Source organism: Methanolobus psychrotolerans (genome assembly GCF_002243045.1).
Taxonomy (GTDB): domain Archaea; phylum Halobacteriota; class Methanosarcinia; order Methanosarcinales; family Methanosarcinaceae; genus Methanolobus; species Methanolobus psychrotolerans.
On the sequence record NZ_MBKP01000021.1, the window covers coordinates 20,237 to 43,215 of the forward strand.

At 43.3% G+C, this 22,979-nt stretch carries 23 protein-coding genes; 8 read left to right on the forward strand and 15 right to left on the reverse strand.

Annotation, left to right across the window (positions count from 1 at the left end; all coding sequences use genetic code 11):
- Nucleotides 1-2 precede the first annotated feature (2 nt).
- The 3 genes from fdhD to BB781_RS08650 are packed head-to-tail and all read right to left on the reverse strand — an operon-like array spanning nucleotide 3 to nucleotide 2,348.
- The gene (gene fdhD / locus BB781_RS08640) at nucleotides 3-794 is read right to left on the reverse strand and encodes a formate dehydrogenase accessory sulfurtransferase FdhD (RefSeq protein WP_094228097.1); all 792 of its coding nucleotides are present in this window, start codon (nucleotides 792-794) and stop codon (nucleotides 3-5) included.
- Nucleotides 795-1,979, reverse strand: a complete 1,185-nt coding sequence (locus tag BB781_RS08645; RefSeq protein WP_094228098.1) for an aminotransferase class V-fold PLP-dependent enzyme — start codon at nucleotides 1,977-1,979, stop codon at nucleotides 795-797.
- A 45-nt stretch (nucleotides 1,980-2,024) separates the two neighbouring features.
- Nucleotides 2,025-2,348: a transcriptional regulator gene (locus BB781_RS08650; RefSeq protein ID WP_094228099.1), complete on the reverse strand. Its 324-nt coding sequence runs from the start codon at nucleotides 2,346-2,348 to the stop codon at nucleotides 2,025-2,027.
- Nucleotides 2,349-2,606: 258 nt separating this feature from the next.
- On the opposite strand from BB781_RS08650, the gene pscS reads away from it, so the two are divergent.
- Genes pscS through BB781_RS08665 form a run of 3 tightly spaced genes read left to right on the forward strand, consistent with a single transcriptional unit; the run spans nucleotide 2,607 to nucleotide 5,175 of the window.
- Entirely contained in the window at nucleotides 2,607-3,980 is a 1,374-nt protein-coding gene (pscS, locus tag BB781_RS08655; RefSeq protein WP_094228100.1) for an O-phospho-L-seryl-tRNA:Cys-tRNA synthase, read from the forward strand.
- Nucleotides 3,981-4,022: 42 nt separating this feature from the next.
- Nucleotides 4,023-4,787: a HesA/MoeB/ThiF family protein gene (locus tag BB781_RS08660; RefSeq protein ID WP_094228101.1), complete on the forward strand. Its 765-nt coding sequence runs from the start codon at nucleotides 4,023-4,025 to the stop codon at nucleotides 4,785-4,787.
- Complete coding sequence (locus tag BB781_RS08665; RefSeq protein WP_094228102.1) at nucleotides 4,768-5,175, forward strand: molybdenum cofactor biosynthesis protein MoaE; 408 nt, start codon at nucleotides 4,768-4,770, stop codon at nucleotides 5,173-5,175. The genes BB781_RS08660 and BB781_RS08665 overlap by 20 nt, the downstream gene beginning before the upstream one ends.
- A 48-nt stretch (nucleotides 5,176-5,223) precedes the next feature.
- On the opposite strand, the gene nadA is transcribed toward BB781_RS08665, so the two are convergent.
- Complete coding sequence (gene nadA / locus BB781_RS08670) at nucleotides 5,224-6,213, reverse strand: quinolinate synthase NadA (protein WP_277985492.1); 990 nt, start codon at nucleotides 6,211-6,213, stop codon at nucleotides 5,224-5,226.
- 124 nt (nucleotides 6,214-6,337) lie between these two features.
- Here nadA and BB781_RS08675 point away from each other — a divergent pair, with 124 nt between their 5' ends.
- The 5 genes from BB781_RS08675 to BB781_RS08690 all read left to right on the forward strand — a co-directional run bounded on the left by BB781_RS08675 (nucleotide 6,338) and on the right by BB781_RS08690 (nucleotide 11,496).
- Nucleotides 6,338-6,985, forward strand: coding sequence for a cobalamin B12-binding domain-containing protein (locus BB781_RS08675; protein WP_094228104.1), 648 nt, complete (start codon nucleotides 6,338-6,340; stop codon nucleotides 6,983-6,985).
- Nucleotides 6,975-8,012 (forward strand): uroporphyrinogen decarboxylase family protein, encoded by a 1,038-nt coding sequence (locus BB781_RS08680; protein ID WP_094228105.1) that lies wholly within the window; start codon nucleotides 6,975-6,977, stop codon nucleotides 8,010-8,012. The genes BB781_RS08675 and BB781_RS08680 overlap by 11 nt, the downstream gene beginning before the upstream one ends.
- A 5-nt stretch (nucleotides 8,013-8,017) precedes the next feature.
- Nucleotides 8,018-9,691: an ATP-binding protein gene (locus BB781_RS08685; RefSeq protein WP_164997830.1), complete on the forward strand. Its 1,674-nt coding sequence runs from the start codon at nucleotides 8,018-8,020 to the stop codon at nucleotides 9,689-9,691.
- Nucleotides 9,692-9,868: 177 nt separating this feature from the next.
- Nucleotides 9,869-10,009 carry an MASE3 domain-containing protein gene (locus tag BB781_RS16455; protein WP_394335335.1) on the forward strand — a complete coding sequence of 47 codons (141 nt, stop codon included), beginning with the start codon at nucleotides 9,869-9,871 and terminating at the stop codon, nucleotides 10,007-10,009.
- A gap of 182 nt (nucleotides 10,010-10,191) precedes the next feature.
- Nucleotides 10,192-11,496 (forward strand): MASE3 domain-containing protein, encoded by a 1,305-nt coding sequence (locus tag BB781_RS08690; RefSeq protein ID WP_277985493.1) that lies wholly within the window; start codon nucleotides 10,192-10,194, stop codon nucleotides 11,494-11,496.
- Nucleotides 11,497-11,538: 42 nt separating this feature from the next.
- Here the strand turns inward: BB781_RS08690 and BB781_RS08695 are convergent, their stop codons facing one another.
- The 11 genes from BB781_RS08695 to BB781_RS08745 form a co-directional block, all read right to left on the reverse strand.
- Nucleotides 11,539-11,904 carry a DUF1641 domain-containing protein gene (locus BB781_RS08695; protein ID WP_242492591.1) on the reverse strand — a complete coding sequence of 122 codons (366 nt, stop codon included), beginning with the start codon at nucleotides 11,902-11,904 and terminating at the stop codon, nucleotides 11,539-11,541.
- A 13-nt stretch (nucleotides 11,905-11,917) separates the two neighbouring features.
- Nucleotides 11,918-13,108 (reverse strand): NAD(P)/FAD-dependent oxidoreductase, encoded by a 1,191-nt coding sequence (locus BB781_RS08700; RefSeq protein ID WP_094228108.1) that lies wholly within the window; start codon nucleotides 13,106-13,108, stop codon nucleotides 11,918-11,920.
- Between the two features lie 236 nt (nucleotides 13,109-13,344).
- On the reverse strand, nucleotides 13,345-13,656 hold the full coding sequence (rpsJ, locus tag BB781_RS08705) for a 30S ribosomal protein S10 (RefSeq protein ID WP_015052947.1): 312 nt from the start codon (nucleotides 13,654-13,656) through the stop codon (nucleotides 13,345-13,347).
- A gap of 34 nt (nucleotides 13,657-13,690) precedes the next feature.
- Nucleotides 13,691-14,959 (reverse strand): translation elongation factor EF-1 subunit alpha, encoded by a 1,269-nt coding sequence (gene tuf, locus BB781_RS08710; protein WP_094228109.1) that lies wholly within the window; start codon nucleotides 14,957-14,959, stop codon nucleotides 13,691-13,693.
- Nucleotides 14,960-15,076: 117 nt separating this feature from the next.
- Nucleotides 15,077-17,269, reverse strand: a complete 2,193-nt coding sequence (locus tag BB781_RS08715) for an elongation factor EF-2 (protein ID WP_094228110.1) — start codon at nucleotides 17,267-17,269, stop codon at nucleotides 15,077-15,079.
- A 42-nt stretch (nucleotides 17,270-17,311) separates the two neighbouring features.
- On the reverse strand, nucleotides 17,312-17,872 hold the full coding sequence (locus BB781_RS08720; RefSeq protein WP_094228111.1) for a 30S ribosomal protein S7: 561 nt from the start codon (nucleotides 17,870-17,872) through the stop codon (nucleotides 17,312-17,314).
- Between the two features lie 6 nt (nucleotides 17,873-17,878).
- The gene (locus BB781_RS08725; protein WP_094228112.1) at nucleotides 17,879-18,307 is read right to left on the reverse strand and encodes a 30S ribosomal protein S12; all 429 of its coding nucleotides are present in this window, start codon (nucleotides 18,305-18,307) and stop codon (nucleotides 17,879-17,881) included.
- Nucleotides 18,308-18,357: 50 nt separating this feature from the next.
- Complete coding sequence (locus tag BB781_RS08730) at nucleotides 18,358-18,783, reverse strand: NusA-like transcription termination signal-binding factor (RefSeq protein WP_094228113.1); 426 nt, start codon at nucleotides 18,781-18,783, stop codon at nucleotides 18,358-18,360.
- A 14-nt stretch (nucleotides 18,784-18,797) separates the two neighbouring features.
- The gene (locus BB781_RS08735; protein WP_094228114.1) at nucleotides 18,798-19,085 is read right to left on the reverse strand and encodes a 50S ribosomal protein L30e; all 288 of its coding nucleotides are present in this window, start codon (nucleotides 19,083-19,085) and stop codon (nucleotides 18,798-18,800) included.
- Nucleotides 19,086-19,186: 101 nt separating this feature from the next.
- Nucleotides 19,187-20,329 (reverse strand): DNA-directed RNA polymerase subunit A'', encoded by a 1,143-nt coding sequence (rpoA2, locus tag BB781_RS08740; protein WP_094228115.1) that lies wholly within the window; start codon nucleotides 20,327-20,329, stop codon nucleotides 19,187-19,189.
- Nucleotides 20,330-22,972 carry a DNA-directed RNA polymerase subunit A' gene (locus tag BB781_RS08745; RefSeq protein ID WP_094228116.1) on the reverse strand — a complete coding sequence of 881 codons (2,643 nt, stop codon included), beginning with the start codon at nucleotides 22,970-22,972 and terminating at the stop codon, nucleotides 20,330-20,332.
- Nucleotides 22,973-22,979: the final 7 nt, after the last annotated feature.

Genomic DNA, 22,979 nt, shown 5'->3' on the forward strand with positions numbered 1-22,979 from the left:
TGTTATTCTTCATTGACTTGCAAAGCTTCAGATACAGAATCTGGTATGTCAGTGATCCTGTTTCCCCATGAGTAGACGTTCATCTTTTTGCTCCTGACAAAACCGACTATGGTCAGTCCGCGGGATTTTGCGATATCAGTCGCAAGCGTTGTTGTTGCCCCTCTTGAAACAACAACAGGGATATTTGCGGTCAGGCATTTCCTCACCATTTCTGATGAAATCCTGCCGGAACAGATCACATATGTGTCGGAAAGGTCTATATCTTTTTCAAGTGCATAGCCTATTAGCTTGTCCAGTGCATTGTGCCTGCCGATGTCCTCTACAACACATACCTTTCCTTTAGAATTGTACAGTGCGACCACATGGATGCCACCTGTCAGCACATGAAGCTGTGAATCAAGGGCTTCTTTCACAGAATTCCGTATAGTTTCAGAATTCACGGTAAAACCAGAATTAATTTCAGGGAGCTTAGCGATGTCAAGGTATGACATTGAACCGCCACAACCGCTAAGGACTGTTTTCTTTGAGACAAGTATCTTAAAAGGATTCTCTGTCAGCACACATGCATTGCTGCCTTCTATTTTTATGGACTCGAGCTCATCTATGTCTTTGATGATGCCTTCTGTATAAAGAAAACCAATGACGAATTCCCGGAGCATATCATTACTTATCATTGCAGTGAGGGCATGTCTGCCGTTCACGGTAACTGCAAGCGGCATTTCCTCAATGACCGGGTGCTTTTCCAGTTCAAAGGAATCGCCATCTACTTTTATGCAGTCTACTTCCCTGTACATTCATAATCTCCTTGCCAGTTCTTCCATTGTATCTATAAGGAGGTCAACTTCCTCTTCGGTGTTGTACAGATAAAGACTTGCCCGCACAGTGCCGTTATCCAATCCAAGGTGGCTCATTAGCGGCTGACAACAATGTTCTCCTGACCTGACCATAATACCTGCCCCTTCATCAAGGATATGTGCAATTTCATGCGGGTGCATGCCTTCAACGTTAAAGGATACTACTCCTATGCTCTCGGAGTTGTCTCCATGTCCGTAAACAGTTACACTTTTAATGTCCCGAAGTCCTTCAATCAGTCTTTTTGTGAGGTACTCTTCGTGTTGTTTTATAGCCTTCATGCCGGTGTCTTCAAGATACTCAACAGCCCTGCCAAGTCCTATCATTCCGGAAATATTCGGGGTTCCTGCCTCGTACTGCTGATAACCTTCGGCAAGAGTGTAATCATCAACAGATACTTTTCCTATCATGCCGCCGCCAAGCATCAAAGGTTTAATGTCAGCCTTTTTCATCCACAAAACCCCCGTTCCGGTGGGTCCGAGCATCTTATGTCCTGAAAAGCAAAGGTAGTCGCAGCCAAGTTCTTTTACATCAACCGGGAAATGAGGGACTGACTGCGCCCCGTCAATAAGCAGCTTCGCTCCATTCTCATGGCAGATGGCAGCTATCTCTTTAACAGGCAGCAGATTCCCGAGGACATTTGAAGCGTGGGTAACTGCAACTATCTTTGTATTCTCATTTATTGCAGTTTCAAGATCCTCCACGTCAAAAGAACCATGGGCATCTGCTCTTATTATTGATACATCCACGCCTCTTTGGCGCAGGCGTATCCATGGAAGAAGATCAGAATGATGCTCAAGTATGGTGGTGACTACATTGTCGCCTTTGTTCCATTTTGTCCCACAGGCAACCATGTTGATGGCTTCCGTGGTATTCTTTGTCAGGACAGTTGTGCCGTTTTCCCCTCCAATGAAGCGGGACACCTTCTGGTGTGCGTGCCAGTATCTCTGTGAAGCTATGTTCGTAAGGCGATGAATACCCCGTCCTACGTTGGCACGATAGTAATGCTCAAAATCGTTCATGGAGCTGACTACCTGCTCTGGGGAAAGGCTGGTTGCTGCATTATCCATATAAGATATATCTGCAAGGATTGGAAAATCATTTCTTATTCTCTTCACATTCAGCATGCTGGACCATCCTGATAAGCACTATAACGAACAGAATGCCTTGTATTATTTCTTATTTTCGTCATTAATACATTGGAGGCCATCTTCGCGCAATTGCCTGCAAATGCCACATATCCTTCCCGCAAGGTCATCGACCTGATTATCTTTCATATCTTCTGCAAGGATATGTATGGACTTTTTAACCTCTTCATCAAATACTATGCGATATCCTCTTTTCTTGGATAGGTATTGTGAAACAGCCGAAGGCGCCATATCAAGTTCCCTGGCGATTTCCTGCTGTGAAAGCCCACAGTTTACAAGTTCTTCTGCAATTGCTGCCCGTATGGCAGGCAATACGTCCCAGACAATCATCTGACAGGGTAATTTCATGATAATATATTCCTCTTAATTGTCGATATGCTGATTTCCAGCTTTTTTAAACTCACAATTGTGAATATAGTTTTAATCTTAAAAGTCTTTTCTCTCTATTTTGTCAGTTATTTCATATCTGCAATAGTTTTATATATTCACAATTGTTAATTTACAGTTCACAATCGTGAATCAGTGAAAAATACACGATATTAATGTCGCATTCAGTCCGTATATGTCATTTTTCACTACCGGCTAGATGTGACAAGAGGTATTCCTATGGATATCAGAGCACAGAAAACATTTGAAGCGCTATTTGCCCTTGAAGACATCCGTGAGATGCTGCGCCAGTCACTACCAGGTTCGACTGGTCCGGCAGATATGGATGGGTTTAACGGGCAGATACGGCATATCAGGTCGATAATAGACGACCTGGAAGCTGGGGCTGGTGTTCCTGAGGTCACTAAGATCGGCGGGACACTGGGTATTCGAAGCCATGAGGAAGAATACATCAACATCCAGCCAATGCAGGCAGCAGGAAGACTAACCCCCGAGGCCCGCAAGGCACTCATCGCATACGGGGACGGATACTCCACCTGTGACAGTTGCCGCAAGCCATTCAGACTTGATAAGATATCCAAACCACCAATTGCTGATTTCCACCAGGAGCTCGCTGCTTTCCTGAAAATGGAGACAGCACGCGTAGTTCCGGGGGCGAGAAGAGGATTCCAGGCCGTTACGTCAAGCCTTGTAAAACCTGGAGATTCAGTGATCGTTTCATCACTGGCACATTACACCGAATTCCTTGCTGTGGAAGGTGCAGGTGGTGTTGTGAAGGAAGTTCCTCTTAACGAGAACAAGATCATTACAGCTGATGCAGTTGCAGACCGGATCGAGGATGTTACTGCTGAAACCGGCAAAGCACCTGCACTTATTATGATCGATCATTTCGACTATCAGCTTGCTAATGAACATGATGTGAGCGGGATCGGGAAAGTTGCCCACCAGTATGATATCCCGTTCCTCTACAATGGAGCATATACCGTAGGTGTGATGCCTGTAGATGGAAAAAAGATTGGTGCAGACTTTATCGTCGGTTCCGGTCACAAAAGTATGGCTTCTCCCGCTCCGTCAGGTGTACTCGCAACAACCGATGAATGGGCTGATGTGGTATTCAGGACTACTCAGATGACAGGTGACCTTACAAAGCGCAAATTTGGGGTCAAAGAAGTTGAGATGCTTGGATGTACCCTCATGGGTTCTACCCTCATGGCAATGATAGCTTCTTTCCCAACGGTGAAACAGCGTACGATGAACTGGGACGTGGAAGTGAAGAAATCTAATTTCCTCGTCGATAAACTGCTTGCAATAGAGGGAAGTGAGGTATTGTCAGAGTATCCAAGGAAGCACGCACTTTCAAAGGTGGACACCACCGGAAGCTTTGATGTGGTTGCAGGAACCCATAAAAGAAAAGGTTTCTTCCTCTCTGATGAACTCACAAAGAGGGGGATTGTAGGAGAGTTTGCCGGAGCAACACGTTCATGGAAACTCAGTACCTATGGTCTTTCATGGGAAAAGATACATTATCTTGCAGATTCTCTTCAGGAAATTGCGGAAAAGTACGAAATAAAGGTTAACAGGGATAATCTCTAATATCCCTCTACTTTTTATTACTAATTGTTGAGGAATTGTGCAATGCTAAGTAAAGAAGAGCTTGAACGTTATAGCAGGCAGATTATGCTCTTTGGCGAGGAAGGGCAGGAGCGTTTAAAGGATGCCAGGGTTTTCATTGCAGGTGCCGGGGGGCTTGGATGTCCTATAGCACTTTATCTTGCAGCTGCCGGTGTAGGACACCTGAGGATAGCAGATCGCGACTGTGTGGAACTGACCAACCTCAACCGCCAGATACTGCACTGGGAAGCGGACATCGGCAGGGAAAAAGTACTGTCTGTTGAAGCTAAGATCCGGGCAGTCAACCCGCATATTGGTATCGAGACATTTCATGTAACAATCGATGAATCCAATGTCATGGAGCTAATAGGTGACGCAGACCTAATAGTCGATGCCATGGATAATTATCCTGTCCGCTATCTTCTCAATCAGGTTGCCCACGAAAAAAATATACCATTAATTCATGGAGCTATCCGTGGGTTTGATGGGCAGGCAATGACAATCATCCCAGGGAAAAGTGCATGTTTTAACTGTGTTTTTCCTTCTCCCCCTCCATCGGAAGTATTTCCGGTCGTAGGTGTGACTCCGGGCATCATCGCCATGATACAGGCTAATGAGGTTATCAAATACCTGCTTGGAATTGGCGAGCTTTTGATGAACAGGCTGCTTATATGGAATGGGCTTTGCTCTGAAATGGAATACATGAAGGTATCTGCAAGACATGATTGCAAAGTATGCGGCAAAAGTGTCACTTCGCAGGAGTGTTCTCATGATAAAAATCACACATGATGATTTTGATATAAATGCAATTATCTCACAGGCAAAGACAAATAAAATGGGCGCAATGGTCACTTTTCTTGGAACTGTAAGAGATGACGGTATAGACCTGCTTCATTTTGAAGCTTATGAAGATGTGGCTATCGGGGAACTTAAAACCATCTGTAACGAAGCATTCGGTAAGTTTGACATTGAAAGCATGGATGTCATTCACCGTATAGGGGAATTGCTCGTGGGCGAGAATATTTTGCTTATACTCGTGGGTGCAGGGCATCGTAAGGAAGCATTCGCTGCTTGCGAGTATGTACTTGAGCGCATAAAAGAAAGTGTCCCTATCTGGAAAAAGGAAATAAGTGAATCTGGGGATCGCTGGATTCCGGGAGAAGCTTATAACTCCTGATCCTTTGTTTTTTAAAAAGAAAATTTTAAAATAAAACCGATAAATAATCTAAATGTCAAGCATTCTCTGGATTGCCATCCGGGCCCTATCTGCGACATCTTCAGGTACTGTTACCCTGGGTGTGAGACTCACAAGTGAGTTATACACTTTCTGGAGGTCTGTTTTTTTCATATTGGTACATATGGCTTTCTGGGACAATGGATAGCACAATTTATCCGGGCAGTCTTTTTTCATCCGGTGGAGTATTCCGACTTCCGTACCGATAATGAACTCCTTTTTACTGCTTTTGCATACATGTTCTATCATGCCGGATGTTGAATACACGTAGTCTGCCAGGTCAATGACCTCTGCCCTGCATTCAGGGTGCACCAGAACTTCTGCATCAGGATGGAGTTCACGTGCTTTCTTCACATCTTCGGGTGTTATCCTGTCATGCACAAAACAGAATCCTTCCCAGGGAAGTATCTGTTTGTCGGTGAAACGGGCCACATAACTTCCAAGGTTCCTGTCAGGTACGAAGATCACCCGGTCAGCATCAAGGGATTGGACCACTCTGACAGCATTTGATGATGTACAGCATATGTCGCTCTCTGCCTTCACTTGCGCTGAGGTGTTTACATAGCATACTACTGCTGCATCAGGGAACCTTTCCTTAAGGACCCTGAGTTCTCCTGCTGTGATCATCTCAGCCATGGGGCAGTTTGCATCTGCAGCAGGCAAAATAACTGTCTTTTCAGGTGAAAGGATGGCTGCCGTCTCTGCCATAAAGTCAACTCCGCAAAAAACAATTACATCTGCACCCTGGTTCGCTGCTTTCCTGGCAAGTTCCAGGGAGTCTCCTGTGAAGTCAGCTATGTCCTGAACTTCATCTATCTGATAGTTGTGGGCAAGTATCACTGCATTATGTTCTTTTTTGAACTGAAGTATCTTATCTTTCAGTGCTTCCATGTCAAGTTTCGTTTTTTTGATATCGGTCATGAATGGTACCTTTAGTTGTTCTGTGTTTTTATCATGGAACTGCCATTTGCAGCCATAAATTCACAATTGTTACTTGTTTTTTTGCTATATCCTTTTTTCTCTTTTAAATAATCATATATTTTGTTAATGGTATCTTTATATAATTATAGATCATAATTAAATTGTCATCACAGGTGGTAAGTCTATGGGTAGGGATAAGTTTCAGGTACGGGAATTTAAAGAATTACTTCTCTCTCTTAATAGGGTTGCTGCGAAGAACCTGATAACCAGTAAATTCACAGGTGATAATGCTTTTGAACTTATCAACGAGATCATCGCTCCTGCTCTTGAGAGTATTGGTGATATGTGGTCCCTTGGGCAAATAGCACTGTCACAGGAATACATGGCGAGTAAAATATGCGAAGAGATTGTGGAAATGATTTTGCCTGCTGAGAGTCCTTACCGAAAGAATATGCCTGCTATAGGTATAACGACCCTTGGGGATGAGCATATGCTTGGTAAACGTATAGTCACATCTTACCTGAAAGCTAATGGGTTTAATGTCTATGATTATGGTGATATGGGACCTGATAAAATTGGTATGAAAGTTAAAGATGATGGCATTGAGGTTCTCATGGCTTCTACGCTCATGCTCAATCTTGCCTTTGAGGTCAAAAAACTCAGGTTGATTTTTGATCGCGAAGGTATCAAGACTAAGATAATAGTTGGTGGGGCACCATTTTTATTTGACCGTGATCTATGGAAAGAAGTTGGTGCTGATGCTATGGCAGTTGATGCCATGGAATCTGTTAATAAAATATATGATGTACTGAGGTATCCCAATGAGCAGTGACGAAATAACTCCTATGGAAAGAGTTCTGACCGCCCTAAGTCACAAGGAACCTGACAGGGTTCCTTTTTTCCTGTTGCTGACAACACAGGGGTCAAAAGAATTTAATATTTCTATAGAAGAATATTTCTCAAATCCTGAAATGGTTGCTAAGGCTCAGATAAGGATGCAGCAGAGATATGGTCATGATTGTTACTATCCTTTTTATTATGCTTCACTTGAACTTGAAGCGTGGGGTGGCAATTCAGTCTTCTACCCGGATGCAGCTCCTAATTCCGGCAGACCGATAATCCGTGATCCAGGGGATATAACTTCTCTGGAATCTCCGGATGTATTTGGATCACCACAACTGCAGAAGCTCCTGAAGACAACGTCACTCATAAAAGAATATACAGGTGAGGATATCCCTATAATAGGGGTAGTTATGTCTCCTTTTGCATTGCCGACCATGCAGATGGGTTTTGATCATTACTTTGATCTGATCTATGAAGAACCAGATAAATTTGAAGAATTGATGCGAGTTAATGAAAAGTTCTGTGTCCAGTGGGCTAATGCGCAGCTTGAGTCTGGTGCAACTGCAATTTGTTACTTTGATCCTGTGTCCTCATCAACCATTATTCCACCGGAACTTTACAGGAAAACAGGTTTTAAGGTTGCTAAAAGAACTATTTCCAAGATAAAAGGTCCAACTGCAACTCACATGGCATCAGGAAGATGCCTGCCCATAATTGAAGATATTGCAGAAACAGGGACTTCAATAATTTGCACAAGCGTGTTGGAAGACCTTGCAGAAGTGAAAGATGCATGTAAAGGAAAGCTATCTGTCATGGGCAATCTGAATGGTATAGAAATGAGGCATTGGTCGCCACAGGAAACTGGAGATAAAGTCAAGGAAGCAATTCAGAAGGCAGCCAGTGGCGGAGGCTATATCCTGTCCGATAATCATGGGGAGATACCCTATACTGTTCCTTCAGATGTGCTCCTGAACATCTCCGAGTCTTTAAGAAAATGGGGTCAATATCCTGGGTAGGCACTATGCTTTACGACCACTATCTCATTGCACCGGAATTCATTAAGCAGGAAATTGAACATGCAGTTTCCGTTGATACTCAGTATAAAGGAATAAAGCTGGCATATTTTACGCTATCTCCGGATATTAGTGCTCCAGAAATTATTCTCCGAACTATCAGGAAACTGAAATGCGATAATGATATATTGCTTCTGTGTGACAGATTTTGCCCGGAAGTTGCGGTCCCGGAAGAATATTACGGCTCTCTTAGGATCAATAAGATGGAACATATCTATGATCTCTTTGCACAGAGGGCTATATTGCAGAGACATGAGGAAGAAGGCACTTTTGTAATAGTTTCCGGCTGGCTTGAAATGTGGCAAAATAATCTGAAGTCCATGAATTTGTTCAATGAAGGCCCAGGCAAATTATTCCACGATTCATATTCATCCATTCTCATTCTGGACACAGGCATTCATCATGATGTGATTGCAAGGGCAGAAGAGTTTTTCAGGTATACAGGTGTTCCTTTTAAGATCCTGAATGTCGGATTTGAGCATTTCAAAATGGTTTTTGATAACATGATGCTTCGATGGGTTATCGAAAAGAAACAAGGTCAATTGAAGGTATGTAATAAGAAAGTAGCTTCATATGCAATGTCACTTGATTTTATAAAAACAATCGCTGATATTACTGATGAATCTACGGCTATTGACTCAGTTTGTAAGCTGTTCAGTACAATGTTCGCTCCGAAGAACGTTGTTTACTATTCTTTTCATGAAGATGATATGGAACTTATATATTGTAAGTGTGAAGAATCTAAAAAAGATACGGTCCTAAAATTGAAAGGATCTGATGCAGATTATGTTGTTTTTGATAAGGAAGATGGTTTTGCCATCAAAATCTCAACTACAGACGATATCCTTGGTATTATAGAGGTACATGGGATTGCTTTTCCTAAATATCTGGATGAGTATCTAAGTGTTGCCCATGATCTTGCAAAGGCTTCAGGACTTGCGATATCAAATATAAGGCGCTATCATGAAGTATCCAGGTCCAGGGAAGAGCATGTGAAACTTACTGAAATGCTTCGTACTACAAATCGTATTCTGAGGCATGATATCGCCAATGATCTCCAGATCGTTCTCGGAGCACTGGACTTGCTTGAAGAGAAAAATGATAAGCAATTCATTTTAATGATCCGAAAAGCAGCAAATAAGAGTGTTTCATTGATACGGAATGTCCAGGAGCTTGATCAGTTTTCAGTTGGTGTTGATAATTTAGAGCTTTTGAATCTAAGAAATCTGGTTGACAGTGTTATAAGTAAACATGTAGCTGAATTCAATGTGACAGGGAACTGCATTGCAATGGCAGATAAAGCTTTATCTTCTGTCCTTGATAATATCATAAGCAATGCTATTATTCACGGTAGCGCCAGCAAAATTGAAATTGGAATAGTAAATAAGAATGATACCTGTGAGGTATCTATTGCTGATAATGGTACAGGTATTCCTGATGATATTAAACCCCTGATCTTCGATGAGGGATACAAACACGGGAAAACCGGTAACACTGGTTTTGGACTTTATATCGCCAAAAAGACAATTGAGCGTTATAATGGCTTCATAAGTGTTGAGGATAATTTTCCAAAAGGTACGAAGTTCATTATAAGATTAGCTGCTGCACAAGTATTAAAATAGGTCCAAAGATGTTTATTTCTCTTTGATCTTCGTAAAGTATTACTATATATATAGGGTCATTATTATATATTGATGTGTATCATATAATTTACTAATGAAGGTTTCAATAGAATCCGGGGTTGAAATTTGGGTTTAAAATATTCATATAAGAAGTACTCCGAAATTTTATCTATATTTTTGGTTTTAGTATGCCTGTACTTTATTAGTCTAAAGAGTTTTCTTCTTTTCCACAGTGTTGTTGAAGTAGCAAGTGTTGTAGTTATCTCTTCAGTCTTTCTAATTGCCTGGAACTCCAGGCATTATCTGAAAAATTCGTAACTATTCAGCCTGCCATAATCGGCCTAATGATGCTGATTTCGTTGAAACAGAGATGTTTGTTCGCTCATAGTTCAAAAATAGAAAAAGCAATCGGTTACAACAATCAAAATTCGTGACTCAAAAGAAATTTACTCTTAGGAAATTTAGGAATATGGCGGATGAGCATGTTTTCACCGGGCTGAATAGTTACCAAAAATTCTTATCTTCTTTTTCTTGGAATCAACTTTCTTTTCGTGGCAGGAATTGATTTTTTACATATAATCAGCTATAAAGGAATGGGTGTTTTTTCTGGCAATGATGCTGATCTGCCTACTCAGCTATGGATAGCTGCACGGTACCTGCAAAGTATTTCGTTTTTGATAGCCCCTTTTATGCTGAGGAGAACACTGAATGTACATAAAGTATTTTCAATCTATTTTGCGGTGACCTCTTTCCTTCTTGCATTGATATTTGGGGGCTACTTTCCGACGTGCTTTATTAAAGGCAGTGGACTCACACAGTTCAAAATAATAAGCGAGTACATGATTTCTCTTATCCTGTTAGCTTCACTTTTTATGCTCAGAATACATAGAGCAGACTTCGATTACAATGTATACAGATTGCTTTCAGGTTCTATTATTCTGACCATATTCGCAGAATTATCTTTCACTTTTTACATAGACGTGTACGGTTTTTCCAACCTGCTGGGTCATTACTTCAAACTGCTTTCATTCTATTTTGTATATAAGGCTATAGTAGTTACAAGTCTTATGAAGCCGTATGATCTTCTCTACAGGGAACTGAAGATGAGGGAATATGATCTTGTGAAGAAAAAGGAATCGCATGAACATTTGCTGGAAACACTGGGTCTTGTCAATAAGATACTCAGGCATGATATCCTCAATGATCTGAACATTATTTCTCTGTCAGTCGATAATCTCAAGGAGAGGATGGATGAAAGAGAACTTGATATGTCGCAAAAGGCTGTCCAGCATAGTCTTAAATTAATTAGTGAAATGAAAGATTTCGAGTCACTTATGTATGTCAGAGAAGTGAAGACGATAGATCTTCGTTTGCTTGTGATGGAGGTATCGCAGGAGTTCCCAATACATTTGAATATACATGGTAAATGTTCTGTAAAAGCAGACAGTGGCCTTCATTCTGTCATTGGCAACATTATCCAGAATTCAATAGTTCATGGTAAGGCTGATATGATAGATATTTCCATGCAAGAAAAAGATGGTTTTTGTGAGTTGAGAATCTCAGATAATGGCAGTGGCATTCCTGACAGGGTAAAAGGACGTGTGTTTGAGGAAGGTTTCAAGTATGGTGAATCAGGACATACGGGCATTGGTCTTTACATTGCGAAAAGGATAGTTGAAAGATATGGTGAGATTTCCCTGGAAGATAATGTTCCATCCGGTACGACCTTTATATTGAAGTTCTATTTTGATGATAAGGCGGACAAGGAAACAGAAGAAAAAAATGATGATGAAAATGGAAAATGAAATAAAAAATGAAATGTCCACTTGTCAGTGGATCTTCTTATTCTAATCTTCTGTAGCTCTTCCTATAGCCTTTAGGAGCTCGATCATGATTCCCAGGCCTTTCTGAAAATCCTCATTCTGCATCTGTTTCATCATTCCACCAATACCTATCTTTGGGGGGTTGAGAAGAGCTTTATCAAGCTCAGGGTCCTGGACACCTCTTTCCATTATTTCTACAAGATCAGTACACATGATCGCATTTGTGAGCTTTAATACCGTTGCCCCCAGTTCTGCAATTCCATGGGCTGTCTGGTCATTTATGTAGTTCTGCAAAATTCTCATTGTTCGCACAAGGTCCAGAACAGCTTCAATATCAGCTGGTGTGATCTCAATTCCTGATATCTGATCTGCAATATTCTCATTTGTCATATTCACTTCCTCCTCAGAACAATCCTTTTACGCTGATATCCCAGTGTATGTGATAATACATGCGATAAAGGAACCAGCCCATTTTTGTGGTTGTGAAGGGGGCCGGAGGTACTCCGTATTTCCAAGTGGCAATGTAACCTCTTCCTTGTGTGGATGGGGTTTCCAGTTCAGTAACGATCGGACATCCCGTTTCGCCTTCGTATGGAGTTTTAATATTGTTTCCATAAATATCATTTATAAGGTTCTGGCTAACTGCGATAGCCTGGTAGTGGGCACCAATTCCTGTCTTCAGAATATCGACAGGTCCAAGGTCCCCAATGGCATATACATTATCATAGTTGCCAGCAGGTCCACGGTATTGAAGTGTGGCTTTATCCGCAGATATCCAGCCTTTCTCGTCTGTAAGGCCAGATTTTATCAACACTTCCGGAGCTTTATGGGGCGGGACAGTGATCAGCAGATCATAATTTACTTTTTCCCCATTCTTTGATATCACTTCTTTTTTGTCTGCATCGACGCTGGCCAGCTGGAAATTCCTTATGATCTCAATGTTCTTTTCTTTGAGCTCTCCTGTCACAAGCTTGTTAAACTCAGATGGTCCTATGGGTTCCTGAGGCCATAAAAGGGTCAATTGTACATCGTCCATGACCTTCTTAACGTTTCGCAGGTAGCTTTCTAGCATAAATGTGAACTTTACAGGTGCACCCGGACATGGGATAGGCATTGATGCAACTGAAACGACTACTTTTCCACCTTTGATGTTCTTTATCAGGTCCCTTACTTTGAATGCATCTTCTATCGATGTGTAGAAAGTGTTGAGGTCATTTGCAAGTCCCGGGATAGAACTTATATCTGCTTTGCACCCAAGTGCAATAACAAGGTAGTCATAACCGTATTTTTTATTGCTTTTTACAGTTATCTCCTTATTCCTCAGGTCTAATGCAGTTACTTCCCCGTCATCCCCGTAAAAGGCTTTTACTCTGGGGCTCATAAGTTTATTTCGAGGTCTTGTGATATCTTCGGGCGTATAGAGTTCAAAGGGAATAAAAGTAAAACCACCCTGGTTAATATTAATGTCATTTTTGTCAAGAACGGTGACCTCTAATTCATCTCTGGCAATTTTGTTCCTGAACGTTCTGGCTAGTATATTAGCTACAACCGATCCGGCATAGCCTGCTCCTAATATCAGTATCCTTTCTTTCATATTATACCCTATATTTTTTATGAGTTACTGGTTTAGATATATTTTGCGGTACTGACTGTAATCCTCAGTAATACTTAAGGAAATGGGAGAACTTATAAAAAAAGAGGCTTCACAGCAGTTCTATCCTAAAATCTTTCATAGCAGACACTCGATGGTGCTGCTGAAAGATAAGAAGTAGATGTTACAGATATGATCTGTAACTTAAAAGTTATAGTTATTGTTGTCAATAACTATAGTTAATTCTGAAGTACGATCTCAATGTTAATGTCTTTTGGAACCTGGATGCGCATAAGTTGCCTGAGTGCACGTTCATCTGCTGCGATGTCGATGAGTCTCTTGTGTACACGCATTTCCCAGTGATCCCACGTGGCTGTTCCATCGCCACTAGGACTCTTGCGGACAGGCACTACCATTTTTTTGGTAGGTAGTGGAACTGGTCCTGAGATACTTACTCCTGTTCGGTCTGCAATGGCTTTGACCTGATCGCAAACACCATCAAGGTTTACAGGACTAATTCCTGATAATCTTATTCTTGCTTTCTGTGACATGTTCTTCTCCTAAAAAAAGGAAAGTAAGAGTGTCTTACTTCTGTTTGACACTAATGCACATGCCGGCAGCAATGGTCATACCCATATCACGGATAGCGAACCTACCGAGCTGTGGGATTTCCTTTACTGGTTCGATTACCATTGGCCTTGTTGGTCTTATGGTTACGATTGCTGCATCTCCAGCCTTTATGAAGGTTGGGTTCTCTTCTTTTGTCTGGCCTGTCTTTGGATCAAGCTTCTTGTCAATGGACATGAGGGTACATGCAGTCTGGGTTGTGTGGCAGTGGAATACAGGTGTGTATCCGACTGTGATGGCGGATGGGTGCTGCAGTACTACAATCTGTCCAGTGAACTCTTCTGCTACCGATGGTGGTTTGTCAGATGGGCCACAGACATCTCCTCTGCGGACATCGTTCTTTCCTACACCACGTACGTTCCATCCAATGTTGTCACCAGGGACTGCCTGAAGGATTTCTTCATGGTGCATTTCGATTGACTTTACTTCGCCGCTAACGCCGCTTGGGTTAAAGGTTACACTCTGACCCTTCTTCATGACGCCTGTCTCAACCCTGCCTACTGGTACAGTTCCGATACCTGAGATGGTATATGCATCCTGTACAGGGATCCTGAGTGGAAGTGTATCTGGTTTATCTGGCTGGACAAGGAGGTTGAGTGCTTCAAGAATAGATGGGCCTGTGTACCATGGTGTGTTCTTGCTTGGTCCCTTCATGTTGTCGCCCTCAAATGCTGAGGTTGGGATGAATGGGATTTCTGCTGCCTTGAATCCTACCATGCCAAGGAGCTGGCTTACATCTTTCTTAACCTGATTGTATCTCTCTTCGCTGTAATTTGTTGCATCCATCTTGTTTACAGCAATGATGAGCTGGTTGATACCAAGAGTTCTTGAAAGGAATACGTGTTCCTTTGTCTGGTCCATTACCCCATCAGGTGCAGCGACGACAAGGATAGCTGCGTCAGCCTGGGATGCACCTGTGATCATGTTCTTAACGAAGTCACGGTGACCGGGACAGTCCACAACTGTAAAGTAGAACTTGTCGGTGTCGAATCTTCTGTGGGCGATATCGATGGTGATACCCCTTTCACGCTCTTCCTTGAGTGAGTCCATGACCCATGCGAATGCGAAAGATTCCTTACCTTTCTCTTTTGCCTCTGCTTTGTATTTTTCGATCATGTGAGCAGGTACTGCTCCTGTGTCGAACATCAATCTTCCGACAAGGGTTGACTTGCCGTGGTCAATGTGACCGATAACTGCCAAGTTCATGTGTGGTTTGTCAGCTGCCATTTTAATTACTCCTTATATAATGCTAATCTCAATATGATTTGACCTAATAGTTGTTTTTACGTTTAAACCTTTCTGACGAAAATAGGTATTTTGTAGCTTTAAGCTACAAAACACTATTTACATGCTGAGGAAATCGGATGCCTGTGGAAGTTCCTTCTTCAGTCCCTTCCTTTCTCTGATAGAGCATACAACTTCGCTTGTCATATTGGTTGGAAGTGTATCAAAGCCTGCAAATTCAGTGCTCCACATTGCGCGGCCTTCTGTAGCAGACCTGATATCTCCTGCAAATCCGAACAATTCGGATACCGGTGCCTTGGATTCGATGATGGTCATGTCACCTTCAGCCGTCATGTTGATGATGATTCCCCGGCGACCCTGAATCTCTTTTGTCGCGCCTCCCATCTGATCCTGTGGAACCTGGATGAATACTTTCTGGTATGGTTCCAGAAGTGTGTCATCTGCCATGAGCATTGCTGCCTGGATACCCTGCCTTGATGCAGGTATTACCTGTGCTGGTCCTCTGTGGACAGCATCCTCATGTAATTTTGCATCCATGAGCTTTACCTTGACACCCATGCATGGTTCTCTTGAAAGAGGTCCTGCCTTCATTACCTCTTCGAATCCCTCAAGGATAAGTTCCATGGTTTCGTTAAGGTGCTGGATACCTTTTGTCATATCGATGTATATATTGCTCTCGAAAATGTCAACAATACCTTTTGCTTCATCTTTGTCCAGTCCGGCTTCCATGAGCTTTTCCCTGCGTTCAATTTCAGGCATTCTCATTGAGATTTCGCCGTTTCTGATCAGGTCTCTGACACTTTGCTCAAGAGGCTGGACTTCAACATAGAACCTGTTGTGTCTGTTTGGGGACTTACCTTCAACAGGTCCTGCCTTGCCGCGGATGGTCTCACGGTAAACTACAAGAGGTGGTGTGGTTGTGATCTCTACACCCTTGTCACGTTGGATCCTGTGAGCAATGACCTCAAGGTGAAGTTCGCCCATACCTGCCATAAGGTGTTCACCAGTCTCTTCATCGAGTGTAATACACAGTGTGGGGTCTTCCTTTGCTACCTGTCTGAGAACCTCTACAAGTTTTGGAAGGTCTTTCATGTGTTTTGCCTCGACAGCTACTGTTACAACAGGCTCACTGCCGTGTTTTATGCTCTCAAATGGTGCCATTCCGTCAAGTGTAGTTACAGTTGAACCTACCATAGCATCTTTAATACCAGTGACTGCTGCGATGTTACCTGCAGGGATTCTCTCCACTTCGATCCTCTCAGGACCCATGAAGATACCTACCTGCTGGATCCTGTTCTTCTTTGAAGCACCACTTACATATACTTCCATACCACGGGTAAGCGCTCCGCTGAATAACCTTCCGGTTGCAACTTCTCCTGCATGTGGGTCCATTGAAATATCAGTTACCATGAATGCAAGATGTCCCTCATCGTCTGCCTCTGCCATTGACTTTGCGATCTCTGACGTCTTGTCACCGTGCCAGATGACAGATACCCTGTCACTCTGAGCTTCAATGGGGCTTGGGAGGTACTTGATTACCATGTCGTTCACAGCTTCATGAAGAGGGCACTTTTCTGCAAGTGACTTCATATCGCCTTCACGGCAGTAATTATATACCTCGCCAAAGGTTACTCCGGTCTTCTTCATCATTGGTACACTGATGGCCCAGTTGTACAAAGCTGAACCGAATGCGACCGTACCGTTTGCGGCATCGACTCTCCATCCTGCTTTATAGCGTTCCTCATTCATACCTTTGATGAGCTTGTTTACGTGATCGATGAGCTTTCCAAGCCTTATCTGCATCTCTTGTGCATCGACTTGCAGCTCATTGATAAGACGGTCTACCTTGTTGATGAACAGAACCGGTTTGACATGTTCCTTCAGTGCCTGCCTGAGAACGGTCTCAGTCTGTGGCATGGTGCCTTCTACTGCGTCAATAACTACTACTGCTCCGTCAACTGCGCGCATTGCACGTGTAACGTCGCCACCAAAGTCTACGTGGCCAGGTGTGTCAATGAGGTTTATGAGGTAGCTTAAGCCTTCATATTCGTGCACCATTGAAACGTTTGATGCATCGATAGTAATACCTCTTGCCTGTTCTTCCTCGTCAGAGTCCATAAAAAGCTGGCGACCTGCAAGTTCCTTTGAGATCATGCCTGCGCCAGCAAGAAGGTTGTCTGACAATGTAGTTTTTCCGTGATCGATGTGTGCCACAATGCCTATGTTACGGATCATCTTTGGATCATTCATGAGCTCTGTGACCTGCTCGACCATCTTCTTCCTTCTACCCATATTAATTACCTTATCCTGATTAACTAAATAATAGGCACAGTGTTAACGTGCTGCCTTTGCGACTCTTTCCTTTGCATCCTTCCTGTTGATGGAGAAGCATTTTGCATCGCGGTTTGAAGCTGCAATAATTTCTGCAGCAAGGCAATCTGCTGCACTTCTCTTGGATTTGAACGCAGCCTTGTTTGCACCCATTGTGATGAATCTGAGTGCGCTGTCGACACGTCTTTGTGGAGCAGTATCTACTGCTTTTGGTACGGATATTCCGCCGTACTTTAGTCTGACCACTTCTTCCCTTGGGCCTGCGTAAGAGATAGCTTCTACAAGTACCTGCACAGGGTTCTTCTTGGTCTTTGTGTTGATGATATCTAAAGCTTCAGAAACAACTCTCATAGCGTTCTGTTTCTTGCCTGTGTTATTTTTTGTACGCATCAGGTTGTTGACAAGACGCTCAACTATACAGACATCTGATTTGTTGAACTGTTGTTTTGCATGCTTTCCGTTTGTGTGTGGGATGATTACCGGGTCAAGGTTAACATACCTTTTAAGTCCCTGATCTGTGACCTCTACTTCTGTGAGATCCCATTTACCATATAGCTTGTACATCTGAATTTATCTCCTAGGTTTCTCTTTTCGGCCAATGACCATCTCTCTTAAAGATACATTGTTTACAGCGATGACCTTGAAACGTACTCCGGGAATGTCACCCATTGCACCACCCATGCGGCCACCTATTCTTTCGACTGTAACTTCGTCGTGCTCGTCAATAAAGTTGATAGCACCGTCACCAGGGCAGAATGCTGACACCTGACGTCCGTTCTTGATCAACTGTATTCTGACACATTTCCGGATCGCTGAGTTTGGCTGCTTAGCCTCTACTCCTACTTTCTCAAGCACAATACCTCTTCCCTGAGGTGCACCACCAAGTGGATCTGCCTTTACGTCAAGTCCAAGTGTGCGCCTGTTATAGCGGGAGTCTTTCCACCTAGCATCCTTTCGCATGCTTTTAAGTGTGTGAGCTGCATATTTCCCATTTGGCATATTATATCCTCCAATTTATGTCTTTGATGAGTATGATATTATTAGAATAATCACTGCAGTATGACATCATCAATATCATGATGTCTCTTTGCGACAAGCTTGACTTTTTCAATATTTTTTCCATTACGTCCAATGGCAAGACCTTTGTCCTTATTAGATACTTCTACATAAGCCAATCGCTTATCATTTCTGCTTGTGATGTTCACTGATTTGACAGGTACCGGACTGAATGCGTTCTTTATAAAAACAACTGGTTCGTCCGAGTATTCAACAAGATCAATCTGTTTATCCACTGTTTTCTTCATACGATTGATGTGGTCTCCTTTCTTTCCTATAGCAGCGCCCATGTCGCCTGCCTTTATCACATATATTATTCTGCCGTCATCGACTATACAATCTTTGACCGTGGCACCTGTAAGTTTTTCAAATAATGCGATATATCGGATACCTTCAGTGGATAATTTGATCTCGCCCAAATATCGCAACTCCTTTAAGCGGCAGCCAGGATGTCAGATTCTCCGCTGTCAATGATGGCCATTGCAGCAATAATGAATGGTTTTCCACAGGCTGGTCCAAGTTCTACTCCTGTGCCAGGGTAGTTGAGTATCGGTACGTTTGTGCTTTCGATCTTGGCTCTTACATCCGCAGGGCAATTTGCAGCGAGTACGACCATTTTTGCTTCATTGTTCATGGCAGCATCAATAGTCCTGTTAGATCCAATGATCACCTTTCCGGTTCTGATCACTTTGATCAGTGCTTTGTCAATGTTAATATCCATTTATATCAACTCATTTATAACGTCAGTTTGAGAATTGTATTAATAAGTGATTCCGTATATCTACTTTCTGGTTGTTCTTTATATATCTTATAACGAAACGTTCATCTGGTAATTAGATGTACGTCTCCTGTTCCCAGTTTAATAGGTTGTCCTACAATGATGTTCTCGGTAACACCGTTGAGTTCGTCACGATCTCCGCGCATACCGGCATCAAGCAGGTGATTCACAGTAACTTCGAATGCTGCACGGGCAAATACACTGGCTTTCTCACCAGATATACCATGCCTGCCGATCTGTTTTACTTCTCCGTCACAGCACATGATGTCAGATACAAGCATAATGTGCCTGATATCTACAGTAAGGCCCTGTTCTGAAAGTGTGCTGGTAGCTTCTGTAATGATAGCATTCCTTGCAGCTTCAACCCCAAACACATCGTATATTTCTCCAATGTTGTTGGTATAGGTCCTTGTGATATCAACTCCTTCTATCTGAAGTACTTCCTTAAGCTGTGAACCTTCTGTATAAAGGGTATATTCGTCCCCGTCCTTTCTGATAACGACTCTCTTGATTCCTTCAATACCTTTCAGGGTTATGAAGTGAATGTTTTTTGCAAGCTGGAGAAGTTCACGATAAGAGGGTGAGTTTGGGGTCACAATTACCTGATTTGCAATACTGCCTGATACATTGACCATGACATCAAGTTCTTCACGAAGCTTGTCTGCAATATCATCGACTTTAAGCCCTCTCTGCATCAGTGTTTTCTCGTGGAGGTCAATGATCAGATGCATGTTTGCAAGGTCAGTGGTGATGTCTGCAAGGTGTTCGATGTGAGTTGCTTCTATTTCCCATGCAAGCCTGCGTGCCTTGTCTCTGTCGTTTGCATATTCCTCTTCCAGTGCGATAGTCATCATTGGTGTACTTGGCTGTTTCCTTGCATCCACTATCTCGATGAGACGTGGTAGACCCAACGTAACGTTAATTTCAGCGACACCAGCGTAGTGGAAGGTACGCATGGTCATCTGGGTGCCAGGTTCACCAATGGATTGTGCTGAAACAACACCTACTGCTTCACAGGGCTCTACGCATGCATATGCATAGCTGTTCCTGACACGATCGATAATATCTTCCAGCTCTTTCTTTGTAACGCCTACCTTCATAACATCGTCTTTCAGTGTTTTCATGATGTTCTTAGGCAGATCAAGCTGAGAGATCATTGAATCAATAGTAGCTTCACTGATCGTCATTTAGTTCACCTCCTTACCAGTGACCATTCGGACAATCCTGTGTATTGCCTCAGGTTTGCTGTAGTCGCTCTTTGTTGAGTCAATACCATCCTCTCCGTACTTGAACTGGACGACAACACCACGAGTTTCACGTACAGATCCGTCATATTGGACCTCAAGATCCTGCAAAGCGTTTACAAGTCTTCTCTGCAGGTAACCTGATTGTGAAGTACGGACTGCAGTGTCCACAAGACCTTCACGACCACCAATTGCGTGGAAGAAATATTCCGTCGGATTCAATCCGCTCTTATAGCTTGCTTTTACGAATCCGTGGGCATCTGCACCAAGGTCACCCTTGTCAAAGTGTGGGAGTGTCCTTCCTGCATATCCTCTCCTTATCCTTTCACCACGAACAGCCTGTTGTCCGACACAAGCAGCCATCTGGGTAAGGTTAAGCATTGAACCTCTGGCACCAGACTTCGCCATTATAACCGCAGAGTTCTCAAGACCAAGCTGTTTACCTGCAATGTTACCGGTCTGGTCCCTGGCCTTACCGAGTTCCTGCATAATCTTCATTTCGATGGTTTCTTCAAGAGTACGTCCTGGCAATGCTTCCAGTTCTTTTGCCTCATAAGCTTCAATAAGGGTCTTGACTTTCTCTTCTGCATCATTAAGGAGATTATTGATCTGCATTTTTGCAGTTTTGGGTATGTCTTCATCACTGATACCGAAACTAAGTCCGGTCTTCATCACACCACGGATGGCAAGCCTTGTAAAGTCGTCCACGAACTTTGCACCGGCCTCAGAACCAAATTCCTTCACGATCTTATCAAGGATCTTGCCCTTGAAAGCACCAATGGCCTGTTCGTCAATGGTACCCTGTAACATCTCTCCGTCTTCAATGACGACGTATGCATTATATTCGCAGTCCTTTTTCTTACAGGTATCACATTTGAAGCATACCTGTGCAGGGAACTCAAGGTAAAGTCCTTTTGGAAGGATCTGACTGAAGATCTGCTTTCCGTTCCAGAGTGGCTCTCCATCTTCGGAGTAGCTGGAAGGTTCAGGAAGGACCCTTATATCTGATTTCCTGAGCAGTTCAAGAGCTGCATTCTTGGTGATTGCGTTCTCGTTCCTTGTTAGCAAGAACAATCCTGAGATGTGGTCATGTATACCACCAATGATAGGTCCTCCGAAACGAGGCGACAGGATGTTTTCCTGCACTTGCATGAGGATACTGGCTTCGGCCCTGGATTCTTCGGTCTGCAGAACGTGCATGTTCATTTCATCACCGTCAAAGTCAGCGTTATATGGCGGACATACTGCGGGATTCAGCCTGAATGTCTTGTCAGGCAGGACCTTGACCAAGTGAGCCATTATACTCATCTTGTGCAGAGACGGCTGCCTGTTGAACAGAACCACGTCTCCGTCCATAAGCTGCCTTTCAACTGTCCAGCCAAGCTCTATCTTTTCAGCGAGTTCTTCCTTGTTTATCTCAGATACTCTAATACGCCTTCCATCCTCACGTATGACATAGTTAGCACCGGGGTGTACTCCACTGCCGCGAAGCACATACATGCGGAGAAGCCCGATGTTTCTGGATGTTACTCTTTCGGGTATTGTCATCTGTGTGGCAATTGCGTAAGGTACTCCTACCTCGTTGATGCTGAGGTTAGGGTCTGGAGATACAACCGTACGGGCTGAGAAGTTCACACGCTTACCGGACAGACTTCCTCTGAACCTTCCTTCCTTTCCCTTAAGACGTTGAGTGAGGGTCTTCAGTGGCCTCCCCGATCTGTGTCTTGCAGGTGGTACGCCTGAAACTTCATTATCAAAGAAAGTTGTGACATGGTACTGGAGCAGTTCCCACAGGTCTTCTATAATGAGTTGTGGAGCACCAGCATCCCTGTTCTCCTGGAATCTCTGGTTGATCCTGATGATATCTACAAGTTTGTGCGTCAGGTCATCTTCACTGCGCTGGCCGGATTCAAGGGTTATTGAAGGTCTTACAGTTACTGGTGGGACCGGGAGGACTGTAAGGATCATCCATTCAGGTCTTGCGCTAGAAGGGTCCATTCCAATGACTTTCACATCCTCATCAGGTATGTTCTCAAAGCGGTCTCGTATTTCAGTTGGTGTGAGCTTGTGTCCGTCCTCTACGTAATCGCTGGGCTTTTCGAACTTGATCTCAAGCTGCTCAGTTGAACAGTAAGGGCAGGTTTTTGACTTACGCGCTTCTTTAAAAACCTCATTGATAATATCGTCTGGAAGATGTCCCATTTCCTTTGAAGTTTCCAATTGTGCAAGGAAATTCTTCTTCTTCTCGGAATCAAGGAGCAGTCTGCTGCAATTGCGGCAGATTGAACGTAAAGCTTTACGTATGGTCTTGTTAAAGCCTACATGTATGACGGGGGCAACAAGGTCTATATGTCCGAAGTGTCCCGGACACTCTCCTGCACGGCTTCCGCAGGTCTTACATTTCAGCCCGGGATCAATTACTCCCAGACGCAGGTCCATAAGACCCATATCAATAGGATAACCGTCGTCATCATAAGTATCGGCGGTTATAATGGCGGTCACACTCATCTTCCTTACTTCGCGAGGAGAGAGCAGACCGAATTTAATGGCGCCGACCCTTTTTGGAATAGATGGAATATCGTTCATTTAAATA